The organism is Microbacterium sp. zg-Y1090 (genome assembly GCF_030246945.1).
Classification (GTDB): domain Bacteria; phylum Actinomycetota; class Actinomycetes; order Actinomycetales; family Microbacteriaceae; genus Microbacterium; species Microbacterium wangruii.
Genome location: NZ_CP126742.1, coordinates 1696793 through 1718146 on the forward strand (window position 1 = coordinate 1696793; position 21354 = coordinate 1718146).

Consider the following 21354-nt stretch of genomic DNA (forward strand, 5'->3'; position numbering starts at 1 on the left):
AACAGGACATATATCTTGCAACGTAGTCGCAAATGTCGTCGATCGCCGTCATCCATCGCCAAGATCGGCGTAATCGTGCAGTGGCGATCTCCGCCGCTCACATCTGCTGCGGCGCCAGCGCCCGACACGAGAGTGACAGATATGACCCACACGTTCCGGCCGCGCACCGCGGCACCCCTCGCGGCCGTCGCCGCGCTTGCGCTGCTCGTCGGATGCTCCGGCGGACAGGATCAGGAACCGGCCGCCGAGCAGTCGGTCACGTTCTGGACTCCCCAGACCACGCCTGAGCGGCTCGCGGCGCAAGAGGCAGTTGCAGCCGCCTTCACGGAAGAGACCGGCATCGATGTCGATGTGGTTCCGATGGCGGGAGCTGACCAGGATCAGGCTCTGGTGACCGGCGCCGCGTCCGGGAACGTCCCCGACGTGATCCTCCACACCTCGACGCAGGCGGGCGCCTGGACGTCACAGGGCCTCCTCGATACCGGCGCGGCCTCTGCCGTCGTGGAGACGCTCGGCACAGAGACGTTCAACGAGCGCGCGATCGACGCGGTCACCCTTGAGGGCGAAATCTCCGCCGTTCCCAGCGACGGCTGGACCCACGTCATCGCCTACCGCGCCGACCTGCTCGACAGTGCCGGGGTGGAGGTCCCGACAAGCCTTTCCGAGCTGGCGGACGCCGCGACGGCGATCAAGGACAAGCTCGGCATCACGGGCCTCGCGTTCGGCACCCAGGCCGGCACCGCGTCGGCCACCGAGGGGATCCAGTCGCTGTTCCAGAGCGCCGGCTGCGAGCTGGTGGTCGACGGTGAGATCGCCATCGACTCCGCCGAGTGCACGGACGCAGCGGAAGAGTTCCTCACCCTCCGCAACTCCTCCGTCGCCGGCGACTTCGATGTCACGAGCGCCCGCGCGACCTACATGAATGGCGACGCGGCGATGCTCCTGTTCTCGACGCACATCCTCGATGAGCTCGCAGGTCTCGACTCCGCGACGCCCGCCACCTGCCCGGAGTGCGCGGCGACCCCGACGTTCCTCGCTGACAACACCGAGTTCATCACCGTGCTCGATGAAGACCAGCCCGCGCAGTACGGCGCGATGCTCGCCTACGGCATTCCGACCGGCGCGAACGTCGAGGCAGCTCAGCGGTACATCGAGTACGTCATGAGCACCGGCTATGTCGACACGCTCGGCGTCGCCACCGAGGGCCGCATCCCGCTGCGAAACGGCACCGCCGAGGACCCGACCGCATTCGTGTCCGCATGGGGCGGCCTGGGCATCGGCCCCGGTCAGGAGATGACGTCGGTGGACCTGTACGGCGAGGACTTCACCACGGCTATCGAGCAGGGCATCAACGCAGTGTCACTGTGGGGCATGGGGACCGAGGACGCCACGCTTGCGGGCCTCGTCTCCAGCCAGGGCGTGCTCGCCGCGCAGATCGATCAGCTCTACACGGGGACCCCCGCGGCGGACGTGACCGCCGCCATGCGCGCCGCCGTCGAAGAGGTCCAGGCCGGGCTGTGACCCAGGCCCCACCCGCAGTTCGTCCGACCCGGGGGCGGCAGCTCAGCCGCCCCCGGCGGGAGAACCGCAATGGATTGATCCTCACAGCGCCGACCCTGGTCGTCATCCTGTTCGCGTCGATCCTGCCGCTGCTGCTCGTCTTCGTCTTCGCGTTCAGCGAGATCAGACTCGTCGACATCCCCCGTCTCGGCACGCAGCCGATCGACTGGACGCTCGACAACTTCACCCGTGCTCTGCGCAATCCCTCGTTCTGGAATGCGCTGGGAACGACCTTGCTGTACGCGACCCTCACGATGGTCGGGTCGGTCACCGTGGGCCTGGTGCTCGCGCTGGCCATGCGCCGGCCGTTCCCCGGACGCGGGATCGTGCGCGCATTGCTGCTCGTCCCCTACGTTCTCCCGCTCATCGCTGCGGCAACCATCTGGCAGACCATGCTCAACCCGCAGTACGGGATCGTGAACGCCTTCGGGCGCGAGGTCCTCGGCTGGGACACCGCGATCGGATTCCTCAACACCGCGCGCTACGAGGTCTTCGGCGTCGAGCTTCCGCTGGCGCTGCTCGTCGTCGTGCTCTTTGAGATCTGGTCGTCTGCGCCGCTCGCGTTCCTCTTCATAACCGCACGTCTGCAGGGTGTCGCTCCCGGCATCGAGGAGGCCGCCGCGCTCGATGGCGCGAACGGCTTCCAGGTCATCACGCGGATCATCCTGCCCCAGCTCAAGGGCGTCATCCTGCTCCTCTGCCTGTTGCGCTTCATCTGGACATTCCAGAGTTTCAGTGAGATCTACCTGCTGACAGAGGGCGCAGGCGGCACCCAGGTCATGGCGCTGAAGGTCTACACCGAGCTCGTCACCCGCGCCGACATCGGCAGTGCCGCGGCCTATGGCCTGCTCATGTCGGTGGTCCTGGTGGCGCTCCTCGTCGTGTACGTGGCCCTATCGCGTAGGAAGGTGGACGTCGAATGAGCCGCCCCCGATCCCCGCTCGCTCCAAGTCGAGCCGCCATCACAGGGCGCTTCATCCTCATCGGGGTCGCGCTCGTGATATCGATCGGTCCCGTCGTCTACGGGTTCCTTCTTTCGCTGCGGCCGTACTCGGCCATCGTCCAGGCTCCGTTGGATCTGCTGCCGTCGTGGGACGAGCTGGATTTCAGCGCCTACTCGACGGCGATGCTCGATCAGTCGCAGGGCGGGTTCGGACTCGGCCGCTTCGTGCTCAACTCGCTCGTGGTCGCCGCAGCCACGGTCGTGCTCTCGATCATCGTGTCGATCCTCGGTGCCTATGCCGCCGCGCGCCTGCGCTACCGCGGACGCAACGTCGTCAACGCCATCATCCTGGGGATCTACCTGTTCCCCGGCATCGTGCTCTCCGTCCCCCTGTTCGTGCTGCTGGCAAGGGCGGGGCTGACGGGCTCGCTCGTCGGCCTCTTCTTCGTGTACGTCGCAACGACGGTGCCGGTGTCCATCTACATGATGCGCAACTACTTCCTGGCGCTGCCGGAGAGCATCGAGGAAGCCGCCACCATCGACGGCGCCACCCTGCCCCAGATGCTGCGGAGCGTCGTGCTCCCGGTCGCCCTCCCGGGCGTCGTGGCAACGGCGATCTATGTGTTCATGATCGCGTGGAACGAGTACTTCTACGCCCTGCTCTTCCTGGTGCAGGACCGTGCACTGTGGACGGCACCACTCGGCATTTCGCAACTGGCCGACTTCAACGTGCCCGTTTCGGTGCTGCTGGCCGGATCCATAGCGGTCACGGTGCCGATCGTCATCCTCTTCTTCGTCGCGCAGCGGTACCTCGTCGACGGTCTGACCTCTGGAGCGGAGAAATGAGTCCAACCCCTCAGCGGATCGTCATCATCGGAGCCGGTGGTCGCGGTCGCGACGCGTACGGCCGGTGGGTGATCGACCACCCTGAGCGCGCGCAGGTCGTCGCCGTTGCCGACACCGATGAGACGCGACGGCGCGCGCTGGCCACCGCCGCCGGCGGCGCGGTCGAGTACGGCGATTGGCGCGAGGTCATCCCCGACCTCGCCCGTCTCGAGGCGGACGGCGTGGTGATCGCCGTCCCCGACGCCATGCACGTCGATGTGGCCATCGCCGTCGCGGACGCCGGCCTGCCCTTCCTCCTCGAGAAGCCGGCAGCGCCCACGCTCGTGGAGCTGGAACGCCTGGCGATCCATGCGGGCAAAGTCTCGGCTCGTCTCGCGATCGGACATGTGCTGCGCTTCACACCGTTCTGGCGCACGATCAAGCAGATCATCGATGCCGGCACACTCGGTCAGGTGATGACGATCGAGGTGAGGGAGAACATCGGCTTCTGGCACTTCGCGCATTCCTACGTGCGCGGCAACTGGCGCAACAGCGCGACGTCCAGTGCAATGGTCCTCGCCAAGACCTCGCACGACCTCGACCTCATCCGCTGGATTGCGGGTGGTCCTCCCGAAAGCGTGTACAGCATCGGCGGGCTGTCCTGGTTCCGACCCGAGAACGCGCCGGAGGGCGCCCCGGCCTTCTGTCTCGACGGATGCCCCGTGGCGGACACCTGCCCCTTCTTCGCCCCGCGCTATTACGTCGACGCTCTTGCCGGCGTTCACGGGCATCCGGTTCATCTGCTCGGGGACGACACGTCCGTGGCCGGTCGACTCAAGGCGCTGCGCACAGGCGACTACGGCCGCTGCGTCTTCCGCAGTGACAACGATGTGGCCGACCACCAGCAGACGACGATGCTCTATCCCGGCGGGCTGACAGCCACCCTGACCGCGTCGGCCTTCACCGCTGAGAACACGCGCGTGGTGGCCATCACGGGTTCAGCCGGGCAGCTCACAGGGCACATGGAGAGCGGTGAACTCGTGGTCGACTTGTTCTCACCGCAGGCGACCTTGCCGCCGGACGTCGTGTTCGCCCACCAGGAGACCACCGTGATGAAGCCGATGGGACACACGCGCCACGCGTTGACCGTCGTCGTGCCGGGCGCGGACCTCGGGGATCATGCCGGTCACGCCGGAGGGGACGCGGGCTTCATGGCGGAGTTCGTCGACGCACTCGGGAACGGCACGGTCGGGGCGGGAGAACTGTCGTTCCACACCGCGATGGACAGCCACCTCATCGCCTTCGCGGCAGAGGAGTCTCGGGTGAGCGGTGCACCGGTCAGCTTCGCCGCCTGGGTCGATGCGCTCGGTCTCGGCCTCACCGCTTCTTCAGCAGAGTGAGTCCTCACGCGATGACGGATGCCGGCGATCTCACCGAGGCGCTGCGCGGCATCGTTCTGCGCATCGGCGGCGACGCCGAACGCGTACGCGTCGAGCGGGTCCCGGTGCGCCCCGGTGACGCGGCGACCGCGGAGTACGAGGCTGCCGGCGGCGTCCTGACCATCCGCGGCAGTGATGCGGTCGCGGCGGCAACCGCGCTGGCGCGATATCTCCAGCATCACGGTCGTCGCATCACGTGGGAGTCGCCGCGCCTGCAGCCGACGCTGGACGCCTGGCCAGATGCCCCTCTGATAACCCTGAGCACGCCGTTCCGGATCCGGTACCACCTCAACGTCGTCACCCACGCGTACTCGACCCCCTTCTGGCACTGGGACCGCTGGGAGCAGGAGCTCGACTGGATGGCGCTGCACGGCATCACCCACCCGTTCGTCCTCACGGCGTACGACGTCGTCCTCGAGGAGACGCTGGCTCGCTCGGGAGTGCCACGGGAGGAAGCGCGGGCGTGGGTGGGCAGCGCCGCCCACACGCCATGGATGTCGATGGGTGGAATGCATGACTTCGGCGGGCCGCTGCCCGCCGATTGGGCGCGGCGTCGGGTCGAGCTGGCCCGGCGGATCCTGACGCGGTGTCGTGAGTTGGGCATGACCCCCGTGCTGCCGTTGACGGGCGGACACGTGCCGCGTTCGCTTGCCGGCCCCGATGCGGACCAGATCGAGTGGCAGGGCTGGAGCACGCCGATGCTCGAGCCGTCTTCTGCGGAGTACGCCGATCTGGTCAGAACCTTCCTCGGCGTGCAGCGCGATCTGCTCGGAGATCCGGGAGCTCAGCCGGTGATCGCCGTCGACCCGTACATCGAATCGCTTCCCCCGTCAGCCGAACCCGAGGCCCTGGCCGCAGCGGGCCGGGGTGTACACCGAGCAATCTCGAACGTGTACCCCGACGGGACCTGGCTGCTCCAGGGCTGGCCGTTCCACTACCACCGTGGCTTCTGGACCCCCGAACGCGTCGAAGCGTATCTCTCCGGGGTCCCGCACGATCGTCTCCTGCTGATCGATCTCTGGGGCGAACACGCCCCCATGTGGCGGGGCGGCATGCACGGCCGGCGCTGGATCTGGACGGCCATACACAACTTCGGAGGAAGATTCGCTCTCTTCGGCGACCTCGCAGGGGTCGTTCGCGACGTGGGCGAGCTCACGCAGGAGCAGCCGGAAGGACTCGAGGGCATCGGGCTGGCGCCGGAGGCCATCGAGAACAACACGGTGTTCTACGAGCTCGTCACCGACCTCGCGTGGAACCAGGAAGGGCTCGAGCATTGGCTCGGCGCATTCGCCGTGCAGCGCTATGGCCTCGACGATGCTCGGGCCAAGGAGGCATGGCGCCTCCTGTCCGAGACGCTGTATGCCCCCGGTCGGACGCGGTCGATCCCGTCACCGGTGTTCGCGCGCCCGTGGAGCGGAGGTGCTCCGTTCGCCACGCAGCGGCTGGCCGGCGAGGCACTGCCGCCGGAGCCGTCGCGCATGTCGGCCAACATCGATGCGGAGAACGACCCTGCGGTCCTCGGTGATCTGCCGCGCGTGTCGCGGGCGGCGCGGCTGCTGATCGACCTCGCCGGGGCGTCGCCGCCTTGCCCGGATGCGCTGGAACACGACCTCGTCGAGCTGGTCGGGCACGTGATCGCGCAGCGGACGCGCGTGCACATACGCGAGATACTCGCGGCGTCCGCCCGTCATGACGCGGGCGGCATCCGCGCCCACGCCGCACGCCTGCGGAGCTCGTTGCTGGATCTGGACGCGCTGGCTGCCACCCGCGGCGAGTCGCGCGCGTCGACCTGGATCGACGCCGCGCGGTCGTGGGCGGGCACAGCGGAGGAGGCAGACGTCATGGAGCGCGATGCGCGCAGCCTGGTCTCCGTCTGGGGCCACCAGACCAGCGGGCTTCACGACTACTCCGGGCGCCACTGGTCCGGACTGATTCGCGACCTGTACCTGCCGCGGTGGGAAGCCTGGGTGCGGTGGCTGGCGGCAGCGGCTGAGAGCGGGACCGAGCCGCGCGTCGCGTCGCTGCGCGCCCAGATCGTCGGCATCGAAGAGGCGTGGCGAAACGCCGTCGGCAGCGATGACGCGTCGTCAGTATCCCCTGTCGCCGCGGCGACGGCGGCGCTCGACAGGCTGGACGACTGACTCGCGTCGGAGCCCTCGCGTACGCTGACTGTCATGTGTGGTCGCTTCGTCGTCGCCAATGTGGCATCCGAACTGGTCGGCGTCCTGCGCGTCGATGTCGAGGGCGACAGGCTGCCCCCACCCTCGTTCAACATCGCGCCCACGGCGCGGGCGGCGATCGTGCTCGACTCCGCCAAGACCGAGCCCGCCACGCGCCGGCTCGAATCCGCCCGCTGGGGCCTCGTGCCCGGGTGGGCGAAGGATCCGTCGATCGGCTCCCGTGCGTTCAATGCCAGGGCAGAAGAGCTCGAAGACAAGCCGATGTTCCGGAACGCCCTCATCAAGCGCCGAGCCGTCGTGCCGGCATCCGGCTACTACGAGTGGAAGCAGGTCGACGGCGGCAAGGTGCCGCACTACATCCACCCTGCCGATGACGAGCCGATGTTCTTCGCCGGCCTCTACGAGTGGTGGAAGGACCCGGCCAAGGCGGACGATGACCCCGAGCGGTGGCTGCTGAGCTTCACGATCCTCACGCGCGACTCCATCGGGCACCTCGGTTCGATCCACGACCGCATGCCGCTGTTCATCGACGGTGACTTCGCCGACGCCTGGCTCGACACCGACACCGACGATCACAACGTCCGCGATCTGCTGGATGCCGCCATCGATGCCGCTCCCGCCCTCGCCGACACCCTGGAAGATCATCCGGTGTCCGCGGCGGTCGGCAACGTCCGGAACGACTCCCCCGCACTCATCGAACCGGTCGACTGACCCGCGGGGCGGTGGCGAGTGGGCGCGTAAGCGCCTTCTGGCGTTGCGCGTGTTCGGGCGCTCTCGGTTACGGCCGCTCTCGCGCACCCGATTGCGGCCGCTCTCGCGCCCGAGATGCGGACATCCGCCGAAACGCGGACCGAACCAGCCGCAACCGTCCGCACCCGGGCGGATCTCCGCATCCCGGAAACGGATGCCACGCCGCACGGGCGGATCTCCGCATCCCGGAAACGGATGCCACGCCGCCTGGGCGAATCACTGCATCTCGGCAACGGATGCCACGCCGAGATGCGGACATCCGCCGAAACGCGGACCGAACCAGCCGCAACCGTCCGCACCCGGGCGGATCTCCGCATCCCCGCAACGGCCCCCGGCAACCGATGCGACCCCGCGTCCGCGCGTAGGCTCGAAGGATGACCACGCTCGCCGCGCCCACCGCAACGGTGCTGCCGCGGGCGGAATGGGAGCAGCGCGAGCGCGCGCACCAGGATCGCGCCGACGCGCTCACCGCCGGCCGCCGGGCCCGCGTCGCTCGCGGCGAGACCCACCCGGTCGACGACTTCCTCTACACGTACTACGCGTACAAGCCGGCCGTGCTGCGTCGCTGGCATCCCGGAGCCGGCGTCGAACTGGCGGATGCCGCCGACACCGAGCGGGCCGGGTGGCGCTGGTACGCCCCCGGCGCCGACGCGGGGAGCCTGCGCGTGGACGCCCGGGGGTTCGAGACGGAGAAGGCGCAATTGGCGACCCTCTGCGAGCGGATGCTGCGGCTGACCGCCGCGCGCCCAGGCCAGTTCGGATGCTTCGGGCTGCACGAGTGGGCCATGGTCTACCGCGCCCCGCACCCGCGTCACGCCGTGCCGCTGCGCCTCGGCTCGAGCGGGACCGATGCCGTCGTCGAGGCGCACGAGTTGCGGTGCACCCACATCGACGCGTTCCGGTTCTTCACCGACGACGCGGTACCCCGCAACCGCTTCACACCCACGCGCGCCGACCAGCCGCAGCGCGAGCAGCCGGGGTGCCTGCACGCAGGCATGGACGTGTACAAGTGGGCGGTGAAGCTCGGCCCGCTGGTGCCCGGCGAGTTGCTGCTGGACGCCTTCACCCTGGCCCGCGAGATCCGCGAACTGGACATGGCCGCCTCACCGTACGACCTCGCCGACTGGGGTGTGATGCCCGTCGCCATCGAGACCGCCGAGGGCAAGGCCGAGTATGTCCGGCGCCAGCGCGGGTTCGCTGAGCGCGCGAATGCGCTGCGTGCGGCGATCCTCGCGGCGTGGAAGCCGGCTCAGCCGACCGCCTGACACGACGGACAGGGAAGCAGACCGCCCGGCGCGAGCTGCAGCCGCAGCAGGGTGACGCGGGTCGCTGCTTCCTCCAGCCGCTCCGCCGCGAGCGTCCCGTTGTCGACGGCGGCCGCGATGCCGTCCACGATGCGCCCGGCTGTCCCGGCATCGGAGAGCATGACGGCCATGACCATGTCGTTGCCGGCGGCAAGGGCGGCGACGGCATTGGCGACCGGGTCGGCGTACCGCGCCTCTCCGGTGTTCTGCAGCATCCCGAGGTCGTCGGTGATCGCCACCCCGTCGAAGCCGAGGTCCTCGCGGGCGATGCGGTGCCACTCGGCCGACATCGTGGCCGGTTCGGCATCCACCGCTGTGTAGATGAGGTGCCCGAACATGAGCAGCTCGGCTCCCGCATCGATGCCGGCCCGGAACGGCACGGCATCCGCCTTCTCCCAGGCGTCACGGGAGAGATCCGTCGTCGGCAGCATGTGGTGTGAGTCCCCCGGTGCCGCACCGTGTCCGGGGAAGTGCTTGAGCGTGCTCGCCGCGCTCCCTCGCTCGCCCTGAACGGCGGCTGCGACCCGCTCGGCGCTGCTCTGGGGCGTCGTGCCCAGCGCACGGCGGAAGATGAAGCTGCCGGGGTCAGCGGTGAGATCGGCGACGACGCCGAAGTTGACGGTGGCACCCGCGCGCTGCAGCAGCGCGCCTCGTGCCGTGAACGCCTCCTCCGTCACCGGCGTCGGAGCGTCCTTCAGGGTGGCGGCTCCAGGCAGGTCGTCCCACGGGAGTCGGGTGACGTCGCCGCCTTCCTCGTCGATGCCGATGAGCGGCGGCAAGGCAGGGTCGGTGACCAAGGCGTCGGTGACCGCGCGCAGCGCGACTTCGTCGGCCGGGATGTTCGCCCCCATCAGGATGAACCCGCCCAGCCCTGTCGCCGTCATGTACTCGCGCAGCGCGGCTGCATCCGTCGTGGGGATGTGTCCCATGACCACGGATGCCGCACGCTCGCGTGTCGACATCGCCGACACCAGCCGCTGCGCGTGCGCGCTGGTCGCCGCCGCGTCCGGGGGCGCGACCCTCACGCCCGCGGACGCGGGGTCGGGATCGGGGGTGGCGGCGGCAGGCGCGGCTACCACCCCGAGTACTGCGACGGCGGCGGCCGCGATCGCCAGAAGTCTCACGGCGCGCGGCATGCGGCCAGTGTACGGGTGGCCTCCGACAGCGGGCTGGGCGGCTGCTGTCAGACGGGGACGACGGGTTGGCGCAGGATCGTACGCAGCTTCGCGGGCTCGACCCTGCGGAAGTCGCTGAGGTAGATCTCGTGGTGCCTGCCCGTCATGCGCAGGCCCTCACCGGGGATGAACTCATCGTGCATCCGCGCGAGCACGTCCCCCTCGTCGTCGAACGAACCGATGTGCAGGGTCTGCACGCACCTGCCCTCCGCGATGGTCTCCCACCGGAGCCGCTCGAGAGCGGTGGGCGCAGGCGACTTGGCGGCGACCGCCGCGACGGCATCGTCGATCATCTCGCGGTCGATCCATTCGGGCACCATCATCAACGCCGTCCACCGCCACGCCGACTTGTCGCGGCGCTCGGTGAAGGCCGCCATGTCGTCCGCCCACCACTGCGCCTCGAGCGGTGGCACGACGTAGTCCCGGTCAAGCCGCCCCTTGCTCGCGAACTTCAGCTTGTAGGCCACCGGGTAAAGGGCGGCGATGGCGTCGCCGAACCCGGCGGAGGTGTTCGGATCGCCCTCCCCGTCGATGGCGAGGTAGCGCAGGGGCGGCACGTCGACGATGCGGAAGACGCCCGCCTTCGCCCGGTAGGCATCGATCGTCTTCGTGAAGTCGACTTTCATCGTGCCCTGATCCTGGCACGCGACGGCTTCGCGCGCTCCCCTGATAGCCGCAGGCAGGCGCGGCCGATCATCCCGCGCGTTCGGTCGCGCCGCTCCTGTCCTCGGGCACGGCGAGCACTCGGCCCATGGCGAGTACGGCGCCCCGTTGCAGCACGTCCAGCTGGGCGGGGTTGTAGAGCTCCGGCACAGCCTCGCCGAGCGCCTGCGCAACCACCGCTCCCCGGCGGGTGAGCCCCGCCGAAGGCAGCTCCCTCAGCCACGGATAGTCGTGGAAGTTCTGTGTGAAGACCTCCGCGTATCGTGCGACCAGGGCGTCCCGCGCCCGCTCGTCCGCGTCGGCCGGCAGCTGCTCGAGCGCTGCGCTGAGATCGTCCGGGTCGTCCTCCACCATCTTGCGCACGTCGTCCAGCGCGTCTTCGTCGAGCAGCCGCGTGTAGAGGTGCAGGACGGACCGATCCGTCTCCGAGACGCGGGATGCCACGGATTCGAACCCCGCGGGGGCGTCTGCGGGAGCCTTGTCCCGCAGAATGGCGGCGATGCTCGCGCGCGCCTGCTCGAGCCGCTCGATGCTCGCCTGCAGCTCGGCGTCGAGCTCGCGCAGCGATTCGGTGCTGGTTTCCTCGCCCGCGCTGACGGCCGGGATCTGCGAGAGCGCAAGACCCAGTGCGACGAGCCGACGAATGCGCAGGAGCCGGACCAGGTGCTGCACGTCGTACTGCTTGTAGCCGTTGTGGGTCCGCTCGGGTTGCTCGAGCAGCCCTACGCGGTGATAGTGGCGAATGGTGTTCACCGTCGTCCCGGCGATATGGCCGAGCTCACTCGTGCTCCACGGCATCCCTACTCCCCTCCTCTTCCCTCGTCGATCACGCTACTGGCCGGCCGAGGGCGGGACGCGTCCTCGAACAGCGGCAGCCCGACGTCTCCCGGCGACAGTTGCTGCGCGGCGGCCGGACCCGACGACGACCGCAGAAAGTCCCACGCCGTCGAAAACTCCCCGTTGCGGAGGGAATCGTCCGGCTCACGAGGCGACGAGGAGCTGTGAGACGCGGTCGAGCGCGCCAGGCACCAACTTGTAGTACGCCCATGTGGCTCGCTTGCTCCGCGTGAGGAACCCGGCGGTGGTGAGAATCTTCAAATGATGCGACACGGTCGGCTGACTCAGGCCGACCGGCTCGATCAGGTCGCAGACGCATGCTTCCGAGTCTTCGGACGCGGCCACGATCGACAGGAGACGCAGGCGGGCAGGGTCAGCGAGTGCCTTCATGGTTGCAGCGAGCTGCTCAGCCTCCTCGGCTGTCAGCGGCTCCCGCATCAGGGGCGTGCAGCACGCCCCGGCGGCGATGTCGGTCACGTCGAGCGTCGAGGTCATACATCGAGGATAGTCGATATTGACAGATGTCGATAGATGCTCGAAGATTCAAAATATCGAAGTTCATCGATATCTGTTGGAGGATGTTGTGACCCTGCTCGACCTGACACCCCGCGTCACTGAGGACAGTCGACTTTTCACTCTGCCCGTGGCGATCATCGGCGGTGGGCCCATCGGGCTCGCCGCCGCGGCGAACCTGGCCGAGCGCGGCATCGACTTCCTTGTCTTCGAAGCGGGTGGTGACGTGGCGGCGAGTGTCCGCTCGTGGGGACACACCCGACTCTTCTCTCCGTGGAAGCACCTGGTGGATCCCGCCTCCCGTCGGCTGCTGGAGGAGCGCGGGTGGCAGCTGCCCGACCCGGAGCGTGCACCGACCGGTGCGGAGCTGGTGGAGAAGTACGTCGTTCCGCTCGCGGCGCTGGACGAGCTCGCCTCCCGCATCCGCCTCGGGGTTGAGGTGATCGGCGTATCTCGCGAGGGGATGGACCGCACCCGCACAGCGCGCCGGGCGGCGACCCCGTTCGCCGTACGGATCCGGACCGCAGACGACGAGGTGCAGGACATCGCCGCTCGCGCGGTGATCGACGCATCGGGCACCTACCTCTCTCCCAACTCGCTGTCTTCCAATGGCCTGGAGCTACTGGGCATGGGCGACATCACCGACCGAGTCACGCCTGCTCTCCCCGACGTGCTCGGCAGGGACCGGGCCATGTTCGCGGGCCGGCGGATCACCGTCGTGGGCGCGGGGCACTCCGCCGCGAACACACTGCTCGCCCTGGTGAAGCTCGCGCGCGAGGAAGCCGGCACCACGGTGACCTGGATGATCCGCAACGCGAAGGCAGTACGCGTCTCCTCCTCGCCGGATGACCAGCTGGTCGGACGCGCGGACCTCGGAAGCCGCGTGGACCGGGCCGTCGACCGCGGTGACATCGCACTCATCGACGGATTCGAGATCATTCGCGCGCGTCGCGGCGGCGAGGCCGTCGAACTGGTCGGTCACCGCCGCGGCGAGGTCGTCACCCACGACACCGACATCGTGGTCAACGCCACCGGGTTCCGCCCGAACCTCGAGATGCTGCGCGAGATCCGCCTCGACCTCGACGAGATCGTCGAGGCGCCCAAGCGGCTCGCTCCGCTCATCGACCCGAACGTCCACTCCTGCGGAACCGTCGAACCGCACGGGTTCCGTGAGCTCACCCACCCCGAGCAGGGCTTCTTCATCGTCGGCATGAAGTCATATGGGCGCGCGCCGACCTTCCTGCTCGCCACCGGCTACGAGCAGGTTCGCTCCGTCACGGCATGGCTCGCCGGAGACACCGCCTCAGCATCCCAGGTCGACCTTGTCATTCCCGCAACGGGTGTGTGCTCGACCGACGCCGGCAACGGGGGTGGATGCTGCTCGTGATCCGGGTCCGTGAGATGACGCCCGCGGATTGGCCGGATGTCGAGCGGATCTACGCGCAGGGCATCGAGGAGGGCGAGGCGACGTTCGAAGTCGCCTCGCCCACCTGGCAGACCTTCGACGCGGGCAGACTCGCGACCATGCGGCTGGTCGCCACCGACGAAGCGGGCCGGGTGATGGGATGGGTGGCGGCATCCCCGGTCTCCGCGCGGCCCGCCTACCGCGGCGTCGTGGAGCACTCCGCGTACATCGATCTTGCATAGCACGGATCCGGGGTGGGGCGGCAACTCCTCGGCGAGTTCATCGCCGCGGCAGAGACCGCCGGAGTGTGGACCATCCAATCGAGCATCTTCCCGGAGAACGCCGGGAGCCTGCGGCTACACGAAGGGATGGGGTTTCGCGTGATCGGGCGACGCGAGCGGGTCGCCCGATCCGAGATGGGCGCCCATGCGGGGCAGTGGCGCGACACGGTCCTGGTCGAGCGGCGCAGCGCACGAAACGGCATCGGCTAGCCGATGGACGACACGCAGATCCGCAGGCACCTCACCAGTGTGCGGCGACTCATTCTCGACATCATCGCCACCGAAGGGCCGGTCGCGCCGGAACGCATCGTGACCGCCTGGGCAGCCGCGCGCTCCACCGCGAGTCCCCGGCACCGCCAGGCGCTTCCTCGCATGGCGGCCGAGACTCTGTGGCGGCTAGAGAATCTCGAATGGGTTGCGGCGGGTCCGGACGGGTACCGCCTCACGCCCCTCGGTGACCATGCACGGAGAACCGGGAACTTCGCCCGCTGACTGACGTCGTGCGCTCACCCTGCGTTCATATCAAGAGCCTTCCCTGTGATCTCGGATAGAGATTCATGTACCTGACGCACAGCCGGGTTGGAGAAGCTATGACGCCTCCAGAGCTGCAAGTTGAACATTGGGTGACCAACGCTCGGTGAGCTTGGCTGCTGATTCGAGATCCTTCAATATAGAAGCATGTCGAAACAAGAGGCGGAGCTGGTCACCATCGGGTCTGGCCCGGCAGGACACACGGCCGCGATCTACGCTGCTCGCGCGAACCTGCCGCCCGTGGCGATCGCGGGATCGGTGGCGACGGGCGGTGCCCTGGTGACGACGACCGAGGTCGAGAACATCGAAGCTGCTTACCCGACCAATGCTCAGGAGGTCTTTGCGTGACCGCTCTCACCGTCACCGACGCTACGTTCCACGACGAGGTCCTCAACTCCGATCTGCCCGTTGTGGTGGACATCTGGGCTGTCTGGTGCGGACCGTGCCGCCAGGTCGCGGCATTGCTCGACCAGCTCGCAGCCGATTATGACGGGCGTGTGAGGATCGTCAAGGTCGACGCTGACCAGAACCCCGACACCATGATGTCCGCCGGTGTCACCTCGATCCCGACGCTCGGGTTCTATCGCAACGGGAAACGGGTCGACGTCCTCATCGGCGCGCACCCGAAGCCCGTCATCGCAGCGAAGATCGAGGAGTTGCTCGCATGACCGCCGCGCCCGTCGCCGCAGCCCGCACTGCGCCGAAGCGGCTCTCCACGCTCGACAAGTGGCTGCCGCTCTGGATCGGCCTCGCAATGGTCGGGGGGCTACTGCTCGGCCGTTTCGTCCCTGCGCTGTCGGATCTGCTCGGCCGGCTGGAGGTGGCCGGGATCTCGGTGCCGATCGGGCTCGGATTGCTGGTGATGATGTATCCGGTGCTCGCGAAGGTCCGATACGACAAGGTCGCTGCCGTCACGGGCGACAAGAAGCTGCTCGTCTCCTCTCTGATTCTGAACTGGCTCGTGGGGCCGGCGGTGATGTTCGCCCTGGCATGGATCTTCCTGGCCGATGTGCCCGAGTACCGGACGGGCCTGATCATCGTGGGTCTCGCGCGTTGCATCGCGATGGTCGTGATCTGGAACGATCTCGCCTGCGGCGACCGTGAGGCTACCGCCGTGCTCGTCGCGATCAACTCGGTCTTCCAGGTCGTGATGTTCTCCGTGCTCGGATGGTTCTACCTCACCGTCCTGCCCGGTTGGCTCGGTCTGGACGCTCAGGGGCTGGATGTGTCAGTGTGGCAGATCGCGCTCAACGTGCTGGTGTTCCTGGGCGTCCCGCTCGTCGCCGGGTTCGCGTCGCGGTGGATCGGTGAGAAGCGTCGAGGCCGCGTCTGGTACGAGGAGACTTTCCTTCCGGCGATAGGTCCGTGGGCTCTGTACGGGCTGCTGTTCACGATCGTGCTGCTCTTCGCGCTGCAGGGCGACGCAGTCCTGGCCAACCCGCTGGATGTCGCGCGGATCGCACTGCCCCTGCTGCTCTACTTCGGGTTTATGTGGTTCACCGGCTTGCTGCTCGGCAAAAGCATCGGCCTGGGGTATGCGCGCTCCACGACGCTCGCATTCACCGCCGCAGGCAACAACTTCGAGCTTGCCATCGCTGTCGCGATCGGCACCTTCGGAGCCGCCTCCGGACAAGCACTCGCCGGCGTCGTCGGACCCCTCATCGAAGTCCCCGTCCTGGTGGGCCTCGTCTACGTCTCGCTCTGGGCAGCTCGGTCCTGGTTCCACACCGACCCGTACGAAGGGAGCGCCTCATGACGGGTGTGATCGACACGGAGACGTGCTCACCGACGATCAGCCACGCCATCGGCCTGGACGCCGCAACGACCGTCGCGGGCGCCCTGAAAGCGATCGCCGACCCGCTGCGGCTGCGCATGCTCTCCGCGATCGCGACCGACCCGCGCGGTGAGGCCTGCGTGTGCGACCTCACCGAACTTGCCAACGTTTCCCAACCCACGATCTCGCACCATCTGAAGGTGCTCAAAGAGACCGGGATGCTGCTGTCCGAGCGGCGCGGCACATGGGTCTACTACCGCATCGCCCCCGCTCGCCGGGGCGCCGTCACCGCGCTGCTGGACGCGTTCGCACCGGCCGCGGCACTCGACACCGTGGAAGACGAAACCGAGCGCACCAAAACCCTGCAGACTATGGACGCGCGCGTTACACGTCTCGCCGAGGAACTCGCAGACGAGCTGCCCGACCTGAGCCGGGACCTCGTCATCGCCATCGTCCGGGAGTCCTACGCAGGCCTGGTCCGGTCGGCCAAGCTGACCCGGCACATCATCCCGCTCACCGAACGATTCGCCCGCCAGCGTCTCGCCGACCTGACCCGCGACCGAACGACCGGTCGCCCCCAGGTGCTGTTCGTGTGCGTGGCGAACGCTGGCCGCTCCCAGCTCGCCGCGGCGCTCGTGAACCGGCTCTCCGACGGCAAGGTCGTGGCACGCTCGGCAGGATCGACGCCCGCGGCGGACGTGCACCCGCACGTCCGCGCACTCCTCGCCGAGATCGAAGGAGAGCGGCCAGCCGAAGCGGCGTTCCCGAAGCCGCTCACCGACGACGCCGTCCGCGCCGCCGACGTGGTGATCACCATGGGGTGTGGCGACGTGTGCCCGATCATCCCCGGTGTCCGCTACGAGGACTGGGCCGTCGGCGACCCGGCACTGTCCTCGCCCGAAGGCGCGGCCGCCATCCGTCACGACATCGAGCGCCGCGTTCGCGCACTACTGACCACACTCACCGACTGAAAGAAACACATCGCACATGGCCGTCCACAAACCGTCCGTCCTCTTCGTCTGCGTCCACAACGCCGGCCGCTCCCAGATGGCCGCCGGCTGGCTCCGCGACCTCGCCGGGGACCGCGTCGAAGTCCGCTCCGCCGGATCCATGCCCGCCGACCGCATCAACCCGGTCGCCGTCGAGGCGATGCGAGAAGTGGGCATCGACATCACCCTCGAACAGCCCAAGATCCTCACTACCGAGGCCGTGCAGGCGTCAGATGTTGTCATCACGATGGGATGCGGTGACGCCTGCCCGTTCTTCCCGGGTAAGCGCTACGAAGACTGGAAGCTCGACGACCCGGCCGGGCAGGGTATCGATTCCGTGCGCTCGATCCGCGACGAGATTCGCGTCCGCATCGAGCAGCTGGTGTCAGAGCTGGTGTGACGGTCGCTCAGTTTTCTCTTCCCATCTGCGCTCTTCGAGGTCAGTGACCGGCGCCAAGATTCCCGGTCAATCGACCGTGAAGCGCCGCTGCGGTGTCGTTGAGGCCCTCAATAGTCACGGTCTTGCCGCGGTTCTCGTACTTGGTGACGATCGCGTCCAGTGCGGCGACGGTAGAGGCGTCCCAGACGTGCGATCGGCTCATGTCGATCACCACCGTCTCGGGGTCGTCCGCGTATTCGAACTGCGTGGTGAGGTCGTTGCTGGACGCGAAGAACAGTTCACCGTCCACGGCGTAGTGCGCTGTAGCGCCGGTGTCGTCGATGGTGCGGGTGACGGTGACGAAGTGGGCGACGCGGCGGGCGAACATGATCATCGCGGCGATGACTCCGAGAATGACCCCCACGGCCAGGTTGTGGGTCCACACGGTGGCAATGACGGTGATGAGCATGACGGCCGTCTCGCTCTTCGGCATCCGCTTGAGGGTGCTGAGACGGATGCTGTGCCAGTCGAACGTCGCGATTGACACGAGGATCATCACGGCCACGAGGGCGGCCATCGGGATGATGGCGACGACATCTCCGAGGGCGAGGATCAGCACGAGCAGGAACACGCCGGCGAGGAAGGTCGAGATGCGGGTGCGGGCACCGGAGGCTTTGACGTTGATCATCGTCTGCCCGATCATCGCGCAACCGCCCATGCCCCCGAAGGCACCGGAGAGAACGTTCGCTGCGCCCTGGCCGAGCGCTTCACGGGTCTTGCGGGAGTGAGTGTCAGTGATGTCATCGACGAGTTTCGCGGTCATCAGGGACTCGAGCAGTCCGACGACGGCCATGGCGAGGGCGTAGGGCGCGATGATCTGGAGCGTTTCGAGCGTGAGGGGCACGTTGGGGATGAACAGCTCCGGCAGGCTCTTGGGCAGTTCGCCCTGGTCGCCGACGTTCGGGACATTCCAGGCGAACACCACGACCGCGGCGGTGAGCAGAACGATCGCAACCAAAGGAGCGGGGATCACCTTCGTCAATCGCGGCATCAGGTACATGACCAGCAGCCCCACGACAACGAGCGGGTAGACGAGCCACGGGACGCCGATGAGCTGCGGGAACTGGGAGGTGAAGATAAGGATCGCGAGCGCGTTCACGAATCCGACCATCACCGAGCGGGGGATGAAGCGCATGAGCTTGGCCACGCCGAGCAGAGCGAGGATGACTTGGATGAGCCCGCCGAGAAGGACGGTGGCGATGAAGTAGTCCATGCCGTATTCGCGGGCGACAGGGGCGATGACGAGCGCGATCGCGCCGGTCGCGGCGGTGATCATCGCGGGACGGCCGCCGAGGAACGCGATTGCGACGGCCATGACGAACGAGGAGAACAGGCCGACGCGGGGGTCGACGCCGGCGATGATCGAGAATGCGATTGCTTCCGGGATCAGTGCGAGGGCGACGACAAGACCAGCGAGGACTTCGCGGGTGAGCAGGCGGGGGCTGCGCAGCGCCTGCATGACGGTGGGTTCGGTGCGATAGCGCGACGCGGCATCGCGGGTGGGGGTGACGGCAGTCATATGCCCTCCGAAGGTTGGGCTCTCTCGTGAGAGCGGGGATAACGAGTGGAGGCGCGCAACGGCACGCAGGCGTCGGTCAGTCCGACGCGGGAAGATGGGAGTTCGAGCGCGAGAGCCGCGCCGATCTCGACTCTAACGTAACGTGAGTGTTGCGAGGAATCGCCAGGAGGCTGACCTGTGACCAACGAGGAAACCATGCGGATCGGTGAGGTTACCGAGCGCACGTCTCTGTCGTTGCGCACTCTCCGGCACTGGGAGGATGCGGGACTTGTGGCGCCGTCCGCGCGCACCGAGGGCAACTTTCGGCTTTACACCGAGAAAGACGTTGAGCGGTTACTGCTCATCCGGCGGATGAAGCCACTCGGATACACCCTCGATGAGATGCGCGAGCTCCTGGACATCGTCGACGCACTCGCCATCACTCCGCACGACGCTCTACTGCGTGCCCAACTCGATGACATCCGAAAGGCTGCCGCGCTGCGACGCGAGAAGCTCACCGAGCAGCTCGCCATGGCGGACGAGTTCGTGGAGCTGCTCGACCGCCTGTGACGTGGATGAGCGGGGAAATGATGGGGTGCGAATCGAGGGTTCCCGGGGCGGAGACCTCCTAGCTGAGCCTCAATCACGAATCGGGCGCTGCCAGGGGCTCTAACCCGGCCGCGCCGGTAGGCGATGCGGGCGCAGGCCACGGCCTCGTCGGCAGGTACTGTCTTCGGGCTCGGCCCGCCACTCCTTCTGGCGCTCGATGAGATCGGCAACCTCGCGCCGCTGCCGTCTTTGCCCGTCCTGATGGCGGAAGGCGGCGGCACGGGGATCACCACGATGCGCTCGAGTCAGCGATCAACGCGCCGGGTTCCGATCATGCCGCCCGACGTCATCCGGACGCTGCCGTACGGCACCGCGCTCCTGATGCTGAGAGCCGCACCGCCGATCGTCACTCGCATGCGGGAGTGGGGCTCTCGCTAGCTATGTCACAACGGCATATGAATGCCAGCTCTTGGACGATGGCCGACGGCGACATGACGATCACCGAGATCGCCGACCTCTGCCAGATCGGCCGCTCCAGCGTCTACCGGGCATCAGAACGACACGCTGCGCGGACGGCTCGCGTGAGCGGTCCGCTCCCCTAGCTGGAGTACCTCTGGCGCCGGGGGTCGGCTCTCCATGAGCGCTTCGGTTGCATCCGCCGGTATCTTGCGTAGCAATACAGTGCACTGCTACCTTGTGCCGCATGATAGCCATCAGCGATCCGGTGCCGCAGCTTCGCCGCGGGGTCGTGGAGCCGTGCATCCTCGGCCTTCTTTCGAAGGAGCCGATGTACGGGTGGCAGCTCGCGGATCGCTTGATCACCGACGGCGGGATCATCGGCAGTATCGGGACCCTCTACCCCGTGCTCACGCGCCTGCGAGAGCGGGGCCATGTCACGACCTACGAGGTGCCTTCGGAGAACGGCCCAGCACGCCGCTACTACGAGCTGACCCCTGCCGGTGAGCAATCACTGGATCAATTCCGACAGGGCTGGGCCGCGTTCACGGCCTCAGTCGTCCGCTGTATCGAACCTGGGACGGACTCATGAACAACACCACCGTCAACGCGTACCTGCGGGAGTTGGACTCCCTCCTGGAAGACGTCGATGCTGAGACTCGCTCGAGCCTCGTCGACGGCATCCGTGAGGAGCTCGCTGGGCTCAGCCCCAGCGAAGCAGCCGATCGGATCAGGCTGATCGGCGACCCCGCCTACGTGGCGGCCAGCGCCCGGGTTTCCGAGCCTGCACGGCGGAACAGCGATCATGGCCAGGTGCCTGTCACCGAGCGCAGCTGGTACGTCGCCTTGACAGCCGTACTCATCACGATCGGGGGTTTCATCGTCCCTTGGGTCGGCTGGATCGCGGGCATCGTCATGCTGTGGATCTCGCGAGCGTGGACCACGCGGGAGAAGTGGATTGGGATGCTCGCGCTTCTCGCCACCGCAGCAGCGGTGGTCGCAACAGCGATGCCGGGCGTGGTGCCAGGGCTGGATCCGACGGGCAACGCACTCATCTGGCCGGCCATCGTGACGCTCTACGTGCTCGCGGCGCTGCTGTACTCGCTCACAGCAGCCGTGCTCATAGTGGGCCCCCTCCGGCGGCGGAGGCAGATCCGACGGTCACTGGTTTGAACCGTCGGCCACTGTGGGCAGGGCGTCATGCATGTCGCGGTCTGTCAAGCAATCATCCTTGGTAGCGACC

21 protein-coding genes and 3 pseudogenes are annotated in these 21354 nt (G+C 67.8%); 19 read left to right on the forward strand and 5 right to left on the reverse strand.

Annotated features, from left to right (window positions below):
- Positions 1-141 precede the first annotated feature (141 nt).
- The 7 genes from QNO26_RS07980 (at position 142) to QNO26_RS08010 (ending at position 8962) form a co-directional block, all read left to right on the forward strand.
- Positions 142-1521, forward strand: a complete 1380-nt coding sequence (locus QNO26_RS07980; protein ID WP_257638396.1) for an ABC transporter substrate-binding protein — start codon at positions 142-144, stop codon at positions 1519-1521.
- Positions 1522-1595: 74 nt separating this feature from the next.
- Positions 1596-2483: a carbohydrate ABC transporter permease gene (locus tag QNO26_RS07985; protein WP_257530724.1), complete on the forward strand. Its 888-nt coding sequence runs from the start codon at positions 1596-1598 to the stop codon at positions 2481-2483.
- Positions 2480-3349, forward strand: a complete 870-nt coding sequence (locus tag QNO26_RS07990; RefSeq protein WP_257530722.1) for a carbohydrate ABC transporter permease — start codon at positions 2480-2482, stop codon at positions 3347-3349. Before QNO26_RS07985 ends, QNO26_RS07990 begins: the two co-directional genes overlap by 4 nt.
- On the forward strand, positions 3346-4728 hold the full coding sequence (locus QNO26_RS07995; protein WP_257638397.1) for a Gfo/Idh/MocA family protein: 1383 nt from the start codon (positions 3346-3348) through the stop codon (positions 4726-4728). The genes QNO26_RS07990 and QNO26_RS07995 overlap by 4 nt, the downstream gene beginning before the upstream one ends.
- Positions 4725-6908: an alpha-N-acetylglucosaminidase gene (locus tag QNO26_RS08000; protein ID WP_257638398.1), complete on the forward strand. Its 2184-nt coding sequence runs from the start codon at positions 4725-4727 to the stop codon at positions 6906-6908. The genes QNO26_RS07995 and QNO26_RS08000 overlap by 4 nt, the downstream gene beginning before the upstream one ends.
- A gap of 33 nt (positions 6909-6941) precedes the next feature.
- The gene (locus QNO26_RS08005) at positions 6942-7658 is read left to right on the forward strand and encodes an SOS response-associated peptidase (protein WP_257638399.1); all 717 of its coding nucleotides are present in this window, start codon (positions 6942-6944) and stop codon (positions 7656-7658) included.
- Positions 7659-8071: 413 nt separating this feature from the next.
- Entirely contained in the window at positions 8072-8962 is an 891-nt protein-coding gene (locus QNO26_RS08010; protein WP_257530714.1) for a 3-methyladenine DNA glycosylase, read from the forward strand.
- Here QNO26_RS08010 and QNO26_RS08015 read toward each other — a convergent pair.
- The 4 genes from QNO26_RS08015 to QNO26_RS08030 all read right to left on the reverse strand — a co-directional run bounded on the left by QNO26_RS08015 (position 8947) and on the right by QNO26_RS08030 (position 12171).
- Positions 8947-10137, reverse strand: a complete 1191-nt coding sequence (locus tag QNO26_RS08015) for a glycoside hydrolase family 3 N-terminal domain-containing protein (RefSeq protein WP_257530712.1) — start codon at positions 10135-10137, stop codon at positions 8947-8949. The genes QNO26_RS08010 and QNO26_RS08015 overlap by 16 nt on opposite strands.
- A 47-nt stretch (positions 10138-10184) precedes the next feature.
- Entirely contained in the window at positions 10185-10802 is a 618-nt protein-coding gene (locus tag QNO26_RS08020; RefSeq protein WP_257530710.1) for a GyrI-like domain-containing protein, read from the reverse strand.
- 67 nt (positions 10803-10869) lie between these two features.
- The gene (locus QNO26_RS08025) at positions 10870-11637 is read right to left on the reverse strand and encodes a MerR family transcriptional regulator (RefSeq protein WP_257638400.1); all 768 of its coding nucleotides are present in this window, start codon (positions 11635-11637) and stop codon (positions 10870-10872) included.
- A gap of 183 nt (positions 11638-11820) precedes the next feature.
- Entirely contained in the window at positions 11821-12171 is a 351-nt protein-coding gene (locus tag QNO26_RS08030; protein WP_257530706.1) for an ArsR/SmtB family transcription factor, read from the reverse strand.
- 88 nt (positions 12172-12259) lie between these two features.
- Here QNO26_RS08030 and QNO26_RS08035 point away from each other — a divergent pair, with 88 nt between their 5' ends.
- From QNO26_RS08035 to QNO26_RS08070, 8 genes and pseudogenes are all read left to right on the forward strand, one after another.
- A complete protein-coding gene (locus tag QNO26_RS08035) occupies positions 12260-13576 on the forward strand; it encodes an NAD(P)-binding domain-containing protein (RefSeq protein WP_257530704.1) in 1317 nt (438 codons plus the stop codon).
- A 14-nt stretch (positions 13577-13590) separates the two neighbouring features.
- A pseudogene (locus QNO26_RS08040) lies at positions 13591-14085 on the forward strand (GNAT family N-acetyltransferase).
- 3 nt (positions 14086-14088) lie between these two features.
- Positions 14089-14367: a hypothetical protein gene (locus tag QNO26_RS08045; protein WP_257530702.1), complete on the forward strand. Its 279-nt coding sequence runs from the start codon at positions 14089-14091 to the stop codon at positions 14365-14367.
- A 186-nt stretch (positions 14368-14553) separates the two neighbouring features.
- A pseudogene (locus QNO26_RS08050) lies at positions 14554-14709 on the forward strand (thioredoxin-disulfide reductase); the annotation flags it as partial.
- Positions 14710-14750: 41 nt separating this feature from the next.
- A complete protein-coding gene (gene trxA, locus QNO26_RS08055; RefSeq protein WP_257638401.1) occupies positions 14751-15074 on the forward strand; it encodes a thioredoxin in 324 nt (107 codons plus the stop codon).
- Positions 15071-16162 (forward strand): ACR3 family arsenite efflux transporter, encoded by a 1092-nt coding sequence (gene arsB / locus QNO26_RS08060; protein WP_257530698.1) that lies wholly within the window; start codon positions 15071-15073, stop codon positions 16160-16162. The genes trxA and arsB overlap by 4 nt, the downstream gene beginning before the upstream one ends.
- Positions 16159-17151, forward strand: a complete 993-nt coding sequence (locus tag QNO26_RS08065; RefSeq protein ID WP_257530696.1) for a metalloregulator ArsR/SmtB family transcription factor — start codon at positions 16159-16161, stop codon at positions 17149-17151. The genes arsB and QNO26_RS08065 overlap by 4 nt, the downstream gene beginning before the upstream one ends.
- 16 nt (positions 17152-17167) lie before the next feature.
- Positions 17168-17569 (forward strand): arsenate reductase ArsC, encoded by a 402-nt coding sequence (locus QNO26_RS08070; protein ID WP_257530694.1) that lies wholly within the window; start codon positions 17168-17170, stop codon positions 17567-17569.
- Positions 17570-17609: 40 nt separating this feature from the next.
- Here the strand turns inward: QNO26_RS08070 and QNO26_RS08075 are convergent, their stop codons facing one another.
- A complete protein-coding gene (locus QNO26_RS08075; RefSeq protein ID WP_257530692.1) occupies positions 17610-19127 on the reverse strand; it encodes a SulP family inorganic anion transporter in 1518 nt (505 codons plus the stop codon).
- Positions 19128-19322: 195 nt separating this feature from the next.
- Between QNO26_RS08075 and QNO26_RS08080 the strand changes: the two genes are divergently transcribed.
- The 4 genes and pseudogenes from QNO26_RS08080 to QNO26_RS08095 all read left to right on the forward strand — a co-directional run bounded on the left by QNO26_RS08080 (position 19323) and on the right by QNO26_RS08095 (position 21284).
- Positions 19323-19676, forward strand: coding sequence for a MerR family transcriptional regulator (locus QNO26_RS08080; RefSeq protein WP_257531708.1), 354 nt, complete (start codon positions 19323-19325; stop codon positions 19674-19676).
- Positions 19677-19844: 168 nt separating this feature from the next.
- Positions 19845-20090 (forward strand): annotated as a pseudogene (locus QNO26_RS08085) (TraM recognition domain-containing protein); the annotation flags it as partial.
- Positions 20091-20358: 268 nt separating this feature from the next.
- On the forward strand, positions 20359-20703 hold the full coding sequence (locus tag QNO26_RS08090) for a PadR family transcriptional regulator (RefSeq protein WP_257530690.1): 345 nt from the start codon (positions 20359-20361) through the stop codon (positions 20701-20703).
- A complete protein-coding gene (locus tag QNO26_RS08095) occupies positions 20700-21284 on the forward strand; it encodes a hypothetical protein (protein WP_257530688.1) in 585 nt (194 codons plus the stop codon). Before QNO26_RS08090 ends, QNO26_RS08095 begins: the two co-directional genes overlap by 4 nt.
- Positions 21285-21354: the final 70 nt, after the last annotated feature.

Excerpts from the sequence above, each read along its gene's own strand:
- QNO26_RS07980 (WP_257638396.1), top strand. The coding sequence starts at position 142 with ATGACCCACACGTTCCGGCCGCGCACCGCGGCACCCCTCGCGGCCGTC.
- QNO26_RS07990 (WP_257530722.1), top strand. The coding sequence starts at position 2,480 with ATGAGCCGCCCCCGATCCCCGCTCGCTCCAAGTCGAGCCGCCATCACA.
- QNO26_RS07995 (WP_257638397.1), top strand. The coding sequence starts at position 3,346 with ATGAGTCCAACCCCTCAGCGGATCGTCATCATCGGAGCCGGTGGTCGC.
- QNO26_RS08005 (WP_257638399.1), top strand. The coding sequence starts at position 6,942 with ATGTGTGGTCGCTTCGTCGTCGCCAATGTGGCATCCGAACTGGTCGGC.
- QNO26_RS08010 (WP_257530714.1), top strand. The coding sequence starts at position 8,072 with ATGACCACGCTCGCCGCGCCCACCGCAACGGTGCTGCCGCGGGCGGAA.
- QNO26_RS08015 (WP_257530712.1), bottom strand. The coding sequence starts at position 10,137 with ATGCCGCGCGCCGTGAGACTTCTGGCGATCGCGGCCGCCGCCGTCGCA.
- QNO26_RS08020 (WP_257530710.1), bottom strand. The coding sequence starts at position 10,802 with ATGAAAGTCGACTTCACGAAGACGATCGATGCCTACCGGGCGAAGGCG.
- QNO26_RS08025 (WP_257638400.1), bottom strand. The coding sequence starts at position 11,637 with ATGCCGTGGAGCACGAGTGAGCTCGGCCATATCGCCGGGACGACGGTG.
- QNO26_RS08030 (WP_257530706.1), bottom strand. The coding sequence starts at position 12,171 with ATGACCTCGACGCTCGACGTGACCGACATCGCCGCCGGGGCGTGCTGC.
- QNO26_RS08045 (WP_257530702.1), top strand. The coding sequence starts at position 14,089 with ATGGACGACACGCAGATCCGCAGGCACCTCACCAGTGTGCGGCGACTC.
- arsB (WP_257530698.1), top strand. The coding sequence starts at position 15,071 with ATGACCGCCGCGCCCGTCGCCGCAGCCCGCACTGCGCCGAAGCGGCTC.
- QNO26_RS08065 (WP_257530696.1), top strand. The coding sequence starts at position 16,159 with ATGACGGGTGTGATCGACACGGAGACGTGCTCACCGACGATCAGCCAC.
- QNO26_RS08070 (WP_257530694.1), top strand. The coding sequence starts at position 17,168 with ATGGCCGTCCACAAACCGTCCGTCCTCTTCGTCTGCGTCCACAACGCC.
- QNO26_RS08075 (WP_257530692.1), bottom strand. The coding sequence starts at position 19,127 with ATGACTGCCGTCACCCCCACCCGCGATGCCGCGTCGCGCTATCGCACC.
- QNO26_RS08080 (WP_257531708.1), top strand. The coding sequence starts at position 19,323 with ATGCGGATCGGTGAGGTTACCGAGCGCACGTCTCTGTCGTTGCGCACT.
- QNO26_RS08090 (WP_257530690.1), top strand. The coding sequence starts at position 20,359 with ATGATAGCCATCAGCGATCCGGTGCCGCAGCTTCGCCGCGGGGTCGTG.
- QNO26_RS08095 (WP_257530688.1), top strand. The coding sequence starts at position 20,700 with ATGAACAACACCACCGTCAACGCGTACCTGCGGGAGTTGGACTCCCTC.